Genomic DNA, 12810 nt, shown 5'->3' with positions numbered 1-12810 from the left:
AGAGTGAATAAAAAAACTTTTTTAGAACATTTTTTAGGGGAAGACGTAAATGTATTAAGTAATATTTATGAAAAAATTAACCTTAGTGACAGGTCAGGTATTGTAACGTTTAGTAATGAATTTTTACCAGAGCTATTATGTAGAGAAATAGTAAAGATAGCTGAATCTATGGGAGTTGCTGCAGAATATTTTGGGGGATTCGATAATTGTGATAGGGCAATGTTATCATTTAATAATTTTTATAAAACTCCATATCCAATGGAGCTTATAAAAATTAAGTTCTCTATAAAATTTCAATCAGTTACTCATAGGGATATATTAGGTGCCCTAATGTCTTTAGGAATAAAGAGAGAAAAATTAGGTGATTTAATTATAGAAGAGTCTTATGGGTTAGTTGTTGTGCATGAAGATATAAAGGACTATATAATATCAAACTTAGTAAAAATTAAAAATAGTAGTTGTGATATTGAAACTTTAAGTTTAGAGGAATGTAAGAACTTTGAAAAAAAGTTTCAAGAAAAAATAGAAATTGTATCTTCACTTCGTTTTGATTCAATAGTTAGTTCTATTTGTAATAAATCAAGAAATTATGCAGTGGATCTTATAAATTCTGGTAGTTGCAAAATTAATTATTTAGATATTAGGGATAAAAGTAAAGAAGTGAAAATTAATGATGTAATTACAGTAAGAGGATATGGTAAATTTAAATTAGATGAAGTGATATCTAGCACTAGAAGTGGAAGAATTAAGGTGAAAATAAAGAAATATGTTTAAAGAGGTGTAGAAATGAGATTAACTCCAATGGATATTACAAACAAAGAATTTAAAAAATCTTTAAGAGGATTTGATTGTGAAGAAGTAGATGAATTTTTAGATAAGGTAGTAGAAGACTATGAATTTATATATAAAGAAAATTCATCATTAAAAGAAAAAATTAAGGCTAATAATGATAGAATTAAACATTATGAGCAAATTGAAGAAACAATACAAAATACGCTTTTATTAGCACAAAATGCTGCTGAGCAAGCTAAATTGGTAGCTCAAAAGGAAGCAGAAATGATTTTGAATTCTGCTAATGAAAGTGCAAAGAAAATAATAGATAAAGCTAATTTTGAAGTAATTAAGATAAATGATGATTATGAAGTTATAAAACAAGACTTTATGAAGTTTAGAGCAAAATATAATAATTTCTTACAAACTCAAATGGATATGTTTAAAGGTCTTGAACAAGATTTCTTAAAGAATTATAATATAGCTACAAATGAAAAAGATGAAACAGTTGTAGAAACAATAGATACAAAAGTTATATCTGATGATATAAAAGAAAAAGAAGCAAATGAAACTAAAAAAGACATTTTTAAGGAAGTAGCAGCTGAAGAAGTAAAAGCAATTCCAGAACTTGAGCTTACTGCTAACTTAGAAGATGTAAAAAATTATTTTGTAGAAGATGATAAATAACCACTTACCTTAAGTGGTTTTTTATCTTAAAGGAGGATTTACATAAAATGATAGGTATAATAGGTGCAATGGATGAAGAATTAGCTATATTATTAAATCTTATGAAAGTAGAAAAAGAAATAGTAAAGGCTGATATGCATTTTAAGGTAGGTACATTAGATAATAAAAATATTGTAGTTGTTAGATGTGGAATAGGTAAGGTTAATGCTGCAATATGTACACAAATTTTAGTAGATGATTTTAAAGTAGAAAAAGTAATTAATGTAGGTATAGCAGGTGGTATTGGAAAAGATGTTTGCCCTGGAGATGTTGTTGTTGGTACATCTTTAGTACAACATGATGTAGATGCTACTAATTTTGGATATGAGTTAGGTCAAATACCAAGATTAGATACTTTAGAATTTAAATGTGATGATAATTTAGTAGAATTAGCTAAAAAGGCTTGTGAAGGTACTTTAGATCATAAATGCTTTACAGGTAAAATTGCTACAGGAGATCAATTTATAGCATCTGTTGACAAGGTAAGATGGATTAAAGAAACTTTTGGTGCAATAGCTTGCGAGATGGAAGGCGGTAGTATTGCTCATGTATGTTATCTAAATAGTGTACCTTTTGTAGTTATAAGAAGTATTTCTGATAATGCAGATAATGGAGCACATTTAGATTACGATAAGTTCCAAGATATAGCTATAAAGAACTCAACTAATATTTTAAAGAATATGATATCAGAAATGTAATGGTAAATTTATAGAGTAATAAAAAATTAATCACTAGATAACAATATTATTGTATAAGGAGTGATTAATTATGTTAACTAATGATGAGAAGAGATATTTTAAAAATAAATTAATAGAAGAAAAAAATAGGATTGAAGATATAATAGGTCTTATGAACAAAAATGAGACAATAGGAGAAGATGCACAAAACTTCTCTGAATTGTCTCTATATGATAATCATACAGGAGATATTGGCAGTGAAGTGACAGAAACATCTAAATCTATTGCATTAAAAAATAATGAAGATAGAATATTAGCTAAAGTTAATAATGCAATTGCCAATATAGACAATGGTAGCTATGGTATATGCAAAAGTTGTGGCAGAGAAATAAATAAAGAAAGACTACAATTTATACCTTATGCAGAATATTGTGTGGAATGTCAAAATTCTAGTTCATTTCAGGATAGAAATGAGTTTGATAGATTTAAAGAACAATCACCTTTTGTAGCAGATAAATATACTGCTGCACCAAATCCTGTAGAATATTATGAATCAGTGGAATCCTTTAATCAAATTGATAATATATATGAATTTGGTGAAGATATTGATTATAGTGATGTTGTGGATCCATTAGATAATATAAGTAATGAGTATTATAAACGAACATTGTAGTTTTGGGGGAAAAATGGAGTTAATAATAATAGTTTTAGGCTTTATTTTAGATAGAGTTACAAAGGTAATGGCATTTGATGCTTTAGGTGGAGGTTACGAAAAGCAAATTATAAAAGGTCTATTTTCATTAGAGTATTATGAAAACACTGGTGCGGCTTTTTCTATGCTTTCAACTAAGACGATGCTGTTAGCTTTTGTTTCATTAATAGCTGTTATCTTAATGACAGTGGTACTATTAAAATATAGAAAGAAAAATAGAATCTTTGATTTATCATTGTCTTTTCTAATTGCAGGAGCATTAGGAAATATGTATGATAGATTTTTTCAAGGATATGTTATAGACTTTTTTAAGTTACATTATTATAATAAATATACTTTTCCTATTTTTAATGTGGCTGATGTATTGGTATGTATAGGAGCAGGATTTTTAATTTTATATGTTATAAAGGAAGAAATAGATGAAAGAAGAAAGAGTAGTAGTAAGTGAACAATACAATAATAGTAGATTGGATAAATTCCTAACAACTATATTTAGCGATAAATCAAGAAGCTTTTTTCAAAATATTATTGAAGAAGATTTAGTAAAAGTAAATGATAGTGTAAGAAAAAGTAACTATAAATTAAAAGAAAATGATATAGTGGAAGTTAAGTTTCCTGATGCTGTTGAGGGCACTATTAAGCCAGAAAATATCCCAATAGAAATATTATATGAAGATGATGATATAATAATCGTTAATAAAGTTCAAGGTATGATTGTACATCCAGCTCCTGGGGTTTATTCTGGAACTTTAGTAAATGCATTATTATATCATTGTAAAGATTTGTCTGGTATAAATGGTGTTGTAAGACCGGGAATAGTTCATAGAATAGATAAAGATACTTCGGGAATACTAGTAATAGCTAAAAATGATTTTGCACATATGAAATTAAGTGAGGATTTTAAAAAGCATTCTATAACTAGAGAATATGTAGCTATTACAGAAGGTGTAATAAAAAGTGATAGTGGTACAATAGATAAACCATTAGCTAGAGATCCCAAAGAGAGAATAAAGATTGCTATTGTAGAAGGTGGAAGAAGGGCTGTTACTCATTATTCTGTAGAAAAGAGATTTAAGAGTAATACAATGGTAAGATGCACTTTGGAAACTGGAAGGACTCATCAAATAAGAGTTCATATGGCATCAATAGGTCATCCTTTAGTAGGAGATCCAGTATATGGGTATAAGAAGCAGAAGTTTAAAGTCAATGGACAAATGCTTCATGCTGCTAAACTAGGTTTTATACATCCTACCAAAGGTACATATATGGAATTTACTAGTGATGTGCCAAAGGAATTTCAAAAAGTATTACAAGCATTAGGAAATACTTGATGACGTAGAGAAGATTTGATATAATACATTAGAATTAATCTTTAATTGATCCCGTGAGGTCACAAGGTTAGGCTAGTGAAACATAATTATAGGTTTGTATATTAATGCCTTACTTCGTGAGAAGTAGGCTTTTTTAGTTAACTTATAAAATATTACTTTGAGGTGATTAAATGAATTTGAAAGCAGAACTTCTAGATGAAAAAGCAATAGGAAGAACACTAAAAAGAATCTCTCATGAAATAATAGAAAAAAATAAAGGAACTGATGATTTAGTTTTAATTGGAGTAAAGAGAAAAGGTGTTCCTTTAGCTAATAGAATTGCCAACTTTATAGAAACTATTGAAGGAAATAGAATTCCCGTTGGAGATGTTGATATATCATTATATAGAGACGATGTAAATACTTTTCTAGGTGATAGTTCAATAGAAAATATGGATTTAGGAGTAGAAGTTAGAGATAAGAAAGTTATATTAGTAGACGATGTTCTTTATACAGGAAGGACTGTTAGAGCAGCAATTGATGCTATTATAGCAGTTGGAAGACCTAATTCTATACAATTAGCTGTGTTAGTTGATAGAGGGCATAGAGAACTTCCTATAAGAGCTGATTATGTTGGAAAGAATATACCAACTTCTAGGCATGAGATGATAAAAGTATCTCTTGTTGAAATAGATAATAAAGATTTAGTAAGTATATATGAATAAGGGGAAAATCATGGATAAAAAAGATTATGTTGATGTAGAAGAAAAATTACCAATCCTTAAAACGATTCCGTTATCATTGCAACATTTATTTGCTATGGTAGGTGCTACAATATTAGTACCACAACTTACAGGATTGCCACCAGCTATGGCACTATTTTGTTCAGGAATTGGAACATTACTATATATATTTGCAACAAAAGGTAAGATACCATCTTTTATTGGTTCGTCTTTTGCATTTATAGGAGCTATTATTTTAGTTAAAGACAAATATTCAACACCAGTAATGTTATCTGGAGTAATTGCAGCAGGATTAGTATACATTATTGTAGCAGGAATTATAAAGTTAGTAGGAATTAAGTGGATTGATAAAGCTTTACCGCCAGTAGTTGTAGGATCAGTAGTAGCTTTGATTGGATTATCATTAGCAGTTACTGCTGTGGAAATGGCAGGCTTTTCATTGTCCTCACCAGTAGAAAATAGACCATTAGTTATTTTAGTGGCAATAGTTACTTTAGCAATTGCTATAATAGGTACTACGTATTTTAAAGGATTTCTTTCAGTTATACCAATACTTATTGCTATGATATCTGGATATGTTTTATCCTTTGTAGTTGGAATAGTTCCAGAAGAAGCAATAAAAGAAATAGTAAATGCGCCAATTTTTCAAATGCCACAATTTATGTTGCCAAAATTCAATAAAGATTCAATAAATGCAGTAGTTATAATGGCACCAATAGCTTTTGTTACATTAGCAGAACATATAGGTCATTTATATGTAGTTAATAGTGTTGTAGGAAGAGATTTTACAAAGAATCCTGGATTACATAGATCTATTTTAGGTGATGGATTAGCTACAACTTTTGCAGGGTTAGTAGGAGGTCCTCCAAATACTACATATGGAGAGAATATAGGAGTTATGGCTATTTCTAAAGTTTATTCTGTATGGGTAATTGGTGGTGCAGCAGTTCTTTCTATAATAATGTCTTTTATTGGTCCGGTAGCAGCACTTATAAAAAATATACCTAGTCCTGTTATTGGTGGTGTTGGAATATTATTGTTTGGAATAATAGCATCATCTGGATTTAGAATATTTGTTGATGATAAAATAGATTTTGCAGATAAAAGAAATTTAATCATAGTTTCAGTAATTATGATATTAGGAATAGGAAAAACTGTTTTAGAATTTAACATAGGAGCAATACCAGTAACAATTGATACGATTGCTTTATCTACTATAGTAGGAATTGCGTTAAATTTAATTCTTCCAAAGAAAAAGGAAGTATCATAAATTTAAGTTCTATTGTATGTGAAAAATTGTATACTTAATCTTAAAAGCTGTTGCACAGAAGTGCAGCAGCTTTTTAAGATTTATTAGATTTAATTCTAGATCTAAATAATAGTTTTCTAAGAGCTGGTCCGTCAAATGGTATTAATGGATAAAGATATGATTCGCCAGTTAAAGTTTTGGTAGAGGCTAAAATTATTATTGATAATATAATTCCTATAATAAATCCCCAAATGTGAAATATACTAGTGAAAATTAATATCATAAGTCTAAGAAATTTTATAGCATAGCTTAATTCGATACTTGGTTGCGTAAAACTTGCTAGAGCAACTATAGCCATATATAAAATTGTCTCCGGTATAAGCCATCCTGTATTTACTGTATATTCTCCTAAAAGTAGAGCGCCTATAACTGATAAAGACATTCCCAGTGAACTAGGAGTATTTAAAGATGCCAATTTTAAACCATCGATACCTAATTCCAATAATAGAAATTGAAATATTAGTGGAACTGTATAAGAAGTTGATGGTAGCAAAAACCTCATCGACGTAGGTAACATGTTCTCATATTGAACTAGTAAGAGATAGCATGGAGTAATAAAAATTTGAGAAATAAATATAAAATTTCTTATTATTCTTAAATAATTTCCTGTGAGAAATGGAAAATAATAATCTTCAATATTTTCAAAAAAATCAAATATGCAAGTAGGAATTAACATTGCTGTAGGATTATTATCCACTAATAATATAATCTTACCTTCTAGTATATGAGCTGCTGTTACATCAGGTCTTTCAGTGTACCTTACTTTCGGAAATGGATTAAACCAACTGTTAGAATTGAGAGATTCTACCAAACTTTCATCGCCCATAGTCAAAGCATCTACTTCTAAGGAATTTAAACGCTTTTTTAATGTACTTAATGCTTTTTTGTTTACAAGATTACTCATATATGCTATAGCTACATCAGTTTTTGATGATGAGCCTATAGTTGTCATTTCAAAAGTTAAATTTGTATCTCTTATTCTACGGCGTATAAGAGCTGTGTTAAAAACTATAGTCTCTACAAATCCATCACGAGCACCCCGTAGTACTTTTTCTTTATCTGGTTCTTCAGGTCCACGAGCTGGATAAGTACGAATATCTAATACAATTGCAGAATTATATCCCTCTATTAACATAATAGTTTGACCACAGAGAAGACTAGTGATTATTTTATCAAAATCTGTTTCTTCTGCTACTTCAATATTAGGAATAACTTTTTCTATAAAATCTTTTGATGTTTTTAGATTTTTGAATACATCTTCTTTTAGGAAGTATATTGATTTCATAAGTGATCTTAGGGCATCATCTTTTGTTAATCCATCTAAGAAGATAAGATATGCTTTTTTATTATGAATTGTGATATTTCTTTCTAATATATCAAAACTTTTTTCTAGGGGGAGCCTAGAACGAATTTCAGAAACGTTTTTCTCAAACTCTGATGAAAATTTCATATATCGTCACCGCTTTCTTTTTTATACTAGAAATAGTATCCACAAATAAAAAATAAATATACTAAAGAATAATATATTGATTTATTGTATCGAGAGATAAAAATATGTATAATAACTCTAAGTGGAAGTGCTTTTAGATTAATAGGTATGCTTATAAGAGTTAAGCGGTAAGTGTAATTTATGAACTAGTTAGAAAGATTACAAGTAGCAAATTAGATAAAAAGGGTATAAAGGTAAAGTGATTCTTTAATATGAGGTGAAAATATGGATAGGGTAATTCTTCACGTAGATATGGATGCCTTTTTTTCAGCAGTGGAGGTAGCGGATAATCCAAGGCTGAAAGGAAAACCTGTAATTGTTGGAGGAAAGTCGGAAAGAGGTGTAGTTTCTACATGTTCTTATGAAGCAAGAAAATATGGGGTAAGATCAGCAATGCCTATATATAAGGCAAAGGTGTTATGTCCTAACGGTGTTTTTTTACCAGTGAGGTATGGTAGATATGTAGAAGTGTCAAAGGAAGTATTTAAAATATTATTTTCTATAACAGAGAATGTAGAAAAGGTTAGTATAGATGAAGCATATTTAGATGTTACAGATATTAATGAAGATCCAAAATTAATTGCATTAAAAATAAAAAGTAAGGTGCTTATGACTTTGGGGTTAACTATTTCTGTAGGTATTTCATACAATAAGTTTTTGGCGAAATTAGCTTCAGATTGGAATAAACCTAATGGATTAAAAGTAATAACGAAGGAAATGATTCCTATGATTCTCTATCCACTTCCCATAGAAAGGGTTCATGGCCTTGGAAAACAGTCTGCAAGGAAACTTCATAATATAGGTATTCGAACAATAGAAGATTTATATGGTTTGCCTAAAAAATATTTTAGTGAATATTTTGGTAAGTTTGGTATAGAAATCTATGATAGGATAAGAGGAATAGATAATAGAGAAGTTGTTTTAGAAAGAGAAAGAAAGTCTGTTGGTAAGGAAATAACATTGAAAGAAGATACTAAAGATATAATAGAACTTAAAAGCTACATAAAGGAGTTTTCAAATTTCATAGCCCAATATTTGGAGAAAAATAATATATGTGGGAAAACTATAACTGTAAAAATTAAGACAGCATCTTTTGAAAATCATACTAAAAGTAAAACTTTCAATAAATTTATTTCATCAGAAAAGGAGATATATGAAGAAGGATGTAAGATCTTAGATGAAATTAATATAAAAGAATATATACGGCTTATTGGGGTTACAATTTCATCATTAGATAATAATAATCTTCAGCAATTAACATTTTATTAGAATGAGGAAAAGAGAAGGAGAAACTAATGAAAAAACGACGTAAAGAAACATTTATAATAGGGGGAGCTTTAATAGCTTTGTCATTATTATTACATTATGGACATTATCTTATTTTTAATGATTTACATCATACATTGATATTTTTATTTGCAGATATAGCTTTTATACCTATGGAAGTATTTTTTACTACATTAGTGTTAGATAAATTTTTAGAAAAAAGACAAAATCAGCATTTGTTTGAAAAGTTAAATATGATAATTGGAGTATTTTATACGGAAGTAGGTACACGATTATTGCATGAATTTGCAGAGTCAGATGATGATATAGAAGATTTAAAGGAAAATGCAATAGTGAATCTTAATTGTAATGAAACAACTTTCAAGCAATTAGAGAAGATTGTAGAAAACCATAAATATGAAGTGAATATGGGAAAAGTTGATTTGAACAGTTTAAGAAATCTTTTAGATAATGAAAAAGATTTACTTATAAACCTAATTACAAATCCTACATTATTAGAACATGAAGAATTTACAGAAATGATGATGTCTATTATGCATCTTAGAGAAGAACTGGATAGTAGATGCAGCGAACATATGGAGGATTATGAAATTAATCATATATCAGCAGATATTTCAAAAGCTTATGGATATCTAGCAAAAGAATGGGTAAGATATATGAAATATCTTAAAGATAACTATCCACAATTATTTATTAAAGCAGTAATAAGCAATCCTTTTGATGGAAGAGATAAAAAAGAAAAAGATTGTGTTTTGTTAGATAGAAAGTAATTTTTAGGACAATGCATAATTTTCTGTGAAATATTAAGTGTTAAAGTTTGCTGCAAAGAATAGATTAGTTTTATTAAATTAGTTGTATATGATATAAAATTATTATAGAAGTTAATAAAAAGGTATCGCTGACAAACTTTGCGATACCTTTTTATTTAAATTGGTTTAGGATCAATATAAATGGTTTTATTAGTTAAGTAAATAACCATTCCGGCTTTAGCACCATTAGGTTTTCTTACATTTTTTATTTCGGTATAATCTACTGGAACTTTAGTGCCAGATCTTCCTTTTGAATAATATGCAGCTAAGTTAGCGGCGTATTCAAGTGTTGTATTAGGAATATCACTAGAGGTTCTTTTTATTATTACATGAGAACCGGGGATATTTTTAGTATGCAACCAAATGTCATTTTTAGAAGCAAATTTTGTTGTTAGATAATCATTTTGAATATTATTTTTTCCGACATAAATATCTATTCCATCAGGAGAAATGAACTTCAAAGGCTTTGTTGAAGTTGATTTCTTTTTCTTTTTTGAAAACTTAATATATCCTTCAGTAATAAGTTCGTTTTTTATGTCATCTATTTCGTTATAGTTCTCAATTAAGTTAATATTCGTTAAAACAGAGGTTAGATACTCTAGTTCAATTTTATTATGTTCTAATTGAATATTAGCCATCTCTTCAGATTTTTTAAGTTTATTATACTTCTTATAATATTTTTGAATATTATAGGAAACAGACTTATTAGGATCTAATGATATAGTAATATAATCATTTGTATAATAATTATATACATTAGCTTCTTTATCGCCATCTTTAATAGCATAAATATTTGATGTTAGTAATTCACCATAAAGTTTAAACTTGTCTTTATCCTTAGTTTCTTCAAGAGTTTTAAGAAGTATTTTTTCCTTTTTAACACAACGTTCAATATTATTATTAATAAGTTTTTGAAGTGTTAAAGTCCTATTCTTTAATCTATCTGCTTTATCTTTCTTTTTATAATAATCCTCAATAAGTAGAGAAGGAGAGGAATAATTTTTAAAAGTTGAATTATCTAATGAAAGTGGCATTGATGAAAAATTAAAAGGAACACCATTTTCAATATATATATTAAATTCAGGAGATATACTAAAGTAATTTTTTATATAAGAGAATAAATCTTCATTATTATATTTTAGGTATAGATCTTTAGAGATATCTTTACCTATTCCCATAAATACTTTAGATGCAAAGGCTGTATTAAAGTCTGTAGTTGAAGCAATGGCTTCAAAGTCTTCTTTAGTGAAAGTAAATGGATCTAATTTATTAGTTGATGGTGGTAGAACAAATTCTAAAGATGGAAGAATGGTTCTAAACCTGTTTATATCTTCTGTTACGTGCTTTATAGAATCCATTATAACATTATCTCTATCTCTTACTAATGTTATATTTGAGTGACGTCCCATTATTTCAAAGTATAGATTATATTTACTATCAAAGCCTAGTTCATCAGTTGTTAGAAAAGAAATTTTTCCTATTCTATCAGTTTTTATTTGTTCAATATCTATAATTTTAGAATTGTTCAAGTATTTTCTAAGCACCATATTGAATAATGGTGGTGTTAGGGGATTTTCTTTAATTTCATTTGTAATATGTATTTTAGGATAGGATGAGGAAGATGAAATTAGCAGTTTTACCTTCCCGTGATTTTTTGTTTTTATAGTGAAAATTATTTCATCCTTTTCAGGTTGATTTATTTTATTAATTCTACCATTAATAATTATACTTTTAAGTTCATTTATAACATAATGGAGGTATAAACCGTCGAATGCCATGATATCATCTCCTTATTATCTTTGGTTATTAGTATAACATTGATAAAAATTAAAATAAAGTACTATTGATAATTCAAAAAAGTCATTGTACTATATAGTATGTAGTAGTAGAAGGAGAATGGAAGAATGAGGCTAAAGTATTATAGGACGGTAATGGCTTTAACACTTATTTTATTATTGATGTTACAAGGATGTACTTCAAAGAATACTAAAAAAAATGATGGTAAATATTTAGAACTTGAACAAAACATTATCATCGGTTTTGATAGAAACGGAGTAAAATACTATAATTTTGATGATTTAAATGAGGTGTTATATACAGAAGAAAATACTATAGATGTACTATATAATAAAGAACCATTAGTAGTAGTAGATATTAAACAAGAAAAAGCAGATGAAAATTACATAGAGATATATACAAAAGATAGTATAATAACTTTGAAGGATTTTAAAAATTATTCAAATATAAAGTTAAGCAACAATGGAAAATACTTAGGCTACTATTCTTATAATGAAGAAGACGTTATAGATAGTTTAAAAATATTTGATATAGAGACTAAAGAGGAAAAAGAAATTCCTAGTGAATATATAATATCTGGAGATAATTATTCAATTGTAAATAATATAGTTTATTTTTATGGTGTGCATAATAAAGGAAATGAAGCAGCATTATATCAATATGATATTAAAAAAGATAAAGTTTCTAAAAGAAAAATTGATATAGATGGAATAATTACGTACTATAAGGCTATTGGAAATTCAGAAGTTATATTTACTTTTGATGGAGTAAGTTATAACTTAAGCATATTTAAAGATAGTAAAAAAGTAACATCTAGAGATGATTTTACAAAGATAGAAGACTTTTTATGTGTAAATGATAAATATTATATAGTTGGAGTGACAACAGATGACGCTACGAGAATATATGAAATATCGTCAGACGGTGAAAAGAGAACAATGACATTTGACTTTCCAAAGAGTATATATGTCGATAGAGGTATTGTAAGTGATGGAAATAATATATACTTCGTCGGCGACGATGCTGATTTTAAAAATAATAAGTTATACAAATTGAATATTAAGTCTAGAGAAGTTACAATATTTAACACTTATTCTGATGAAATAAAGATAAGGTAAGAATGTAAAAGTACAAACATTCTTACCTTTTTTTTATATATGTGAATTAATTACAGCGAAGT

General features: G+C 28.0%; 13 protein-coding genes. 11 read left to right on the top strand and 2 right to left on the bottom strand.

Going from position 1 to position 12810, the window contains the following annotated elements; genetic code table 11:
- Nucleotides 1–3: 3 nt before the first annotated feature.
- The 8 genes from KQI30_RS00330 to uraA all read left to right on the top strand — a co-directional run bounded on the left by KQI30_RS00330 (nucleotide 4) and on the right by uraA (nucleotide 6209).
- Nucleotides 4–774 (top strand): RNA-binding protein, encoded by a 771-nt coding sequence (locus KQI30_RS00330; RefSeq protein WP_216461168.1) that lies wholly within the window; start codon nucleotides 4–6, stop codon nucleotides 772–774.
- A gap of 12 nt (nucleotides 775–786) precedes the next feature.
- The gene (locus KQI30_RS00325; RefSeq protein ID WP_216461167.1) at nucleotides 787–1458 is read left to right on the top strand and encodes a DivIVA domain-containing protein; all 672 of its coding nucleotides are present in this window, start codon (nucleotides 787–789) and stop codon (nucleotides 1456–1458) included.
- A gap of 47 nt (nucleotides 1459–1505) precedes the next feature.
- Nucleotides 1506–2195, top strand: coding sequence for a 5'-methylthioadenosine/adenosylhomocysteine nucleosidase (locus tag KQI30_RS00320; protein ID WP_216461166.1), 690 nt, complete (start codon nucleotides 1506–1508; stop codon nucleotides 2193–2195).
- 70 nt (nucleotides 2196–2265) lie between these two features.
- Nucleotides 2266–2847, top strand: a complete 582-nt coding sequence (locus KQI30_RS00315) for a TraR/DksA C4-type zinc finger protein (protein ID WP_216461165.1) — start codon at nucleotides 2266–2268, stop codon at nucleotides 2845–2847.
- 13 nt (nucleotides 2848–2860) lie between these two features.
- Nucleotides 2861–3334: a signal peptidase II gene (gene lspA, locus KQI30_RS00310; protein WP_216461164.1), complete on the top strand. Its 474-nt coding sequence runs from the start codon at nucleotides 2861–2863 to the stop codon at nucleotides 3332–3334.
- Nucleotides 3306–4217: an RluA family pseudouridine synthase gene (locus KQI30_RS00305; protein ID WP_216461163.1), complete on the top strand. Its 912-nt coding sequence runs from the start codon at nucleotides 3306–3308 to the stop codon at nucleotides 4215–4217. Before lspA ends, KQI30_RS00305 begins: the two co-directional genes overlap by 29 nt.
- A gap of 170 nt (nucleotides 4218–4387) precedes the next feature.
- Entirely contained in the window at nucleotides 4388–4921 is a 534-nt protein-coding gene (gene pyrR, locus KQI30_RS00300; protein WP_216461162.1) for a bifunctional pyr operon transcriptional regulator/uracil phosphoribosyltransferase PyrR, read from the top strand.
- A gap of 10 nt (nucleotides 4922–4931) precedes the next feature.
- On the top strand, nucleotides 4932–6209 hold the full coding sequence (gene uraA / locus KQI30_RS00295; protein WP_216461161.1) for a uracil permease: 1278 nt from the start codon (nucleotides 4932–4934) through the stop codon (nucleotides 6207–6209).
- Between the two features lie 73 nt (nucleotides 6210–6282).
- Here the strand turns inward: uraA and KQI30_RS00290 are convergent, their stop codons facing one another.
- Nucleotides 6283–7698 carry a spore germination protein gene (locus KQI30_RS00290; protein WP_216461160.1) on the bottom strand — a complete coding sequence of 472 codons (1416 nt, stop codon included), beginning with the start codon at nucleotides 7696–7698 and terminating at the stop codon, nucleotides 6283–6285.
- Nucleotides 7699–7962: 264 nt separating this feature from the next.
- Here KQI30_RS00290 and KQI30_RS00285 point away from each other — a divergent pair, with 264 nt between their 5' ends.
- Both KQI30_RS00285 and KQI30_RS00280 read left to right on the top strand, forming a co-directional pair.
- Complete coding sequence (locus KQI30_RS00285; RefSeq protein ID WP_216461159.1) at nucleotides 7963–9006, top strand: DNA polymerase IV; 1044 nt, start codon at nucleotides 7963–7965, stop codon at nucleotides 9004–9006.
- Nucleotides 9007–9032: 26 nt separating this feature from the next.
- On the top strand, nucleotides 9033–9794 hold the full coding sequence (locus KQI30_RS00280; protein WP_216461158.1) for a hypothetical protein: 762 nt from the start codon (nucleotides 9033–9035) through the stop codon (nucleotides 9792–9794).
- 155 nt (nucleotides 9795–9949) lie between these two features.
- Here the strand turns inward: KQI30_RS00280 and KQI30_RS00275 are convergent, their stop codons facing one another.
- Nucleotides 9950–11611, bottom strand: coding sequence for an Rqc2 family fibronectin-binding protein (locus tag KQI30_RS00275; protein ID WP_216461157.1), 1662 nt, complete (start codon nucleotides 11609–11611; stop codon nucleotides 9950–9952).
- 126 nt (nucleotides 11612–11737) lie between these two features.
- On the opposite strand from KQI30_RS00275, the gene KQI30_RS00270 reads away from it, so the two are divergent.
- On the top strand, nucleotides 11738–12748 hold the full coding sequence (locus tag KQI30_RS00270; protein WP_216461156.1) for a hypothetical protein: 1011 nt from the start codon (nucleotides 11738–11740) through the stop codon (nucleotides 12746–12748).
- The last annotated feature ends 62 nt before the right edge of the window (nucleotides 12749–12810 follow it).

The sequence above is a fragment of the Clostridium bornimense genome, assembly GCF_018917145.1.
In the GTDB taxonomy this organism is placed as follows: Bacteria; Bacillota; Clostridia; order Clostridiales; family Clostridiaceae; genus Clostridium_AN; species Clostridium_AN bornimense_A.
Note: the sequence above shows the minus strand (reverse complement) of the source record. Positions and strands in the feature narration are given on the sequence as shown.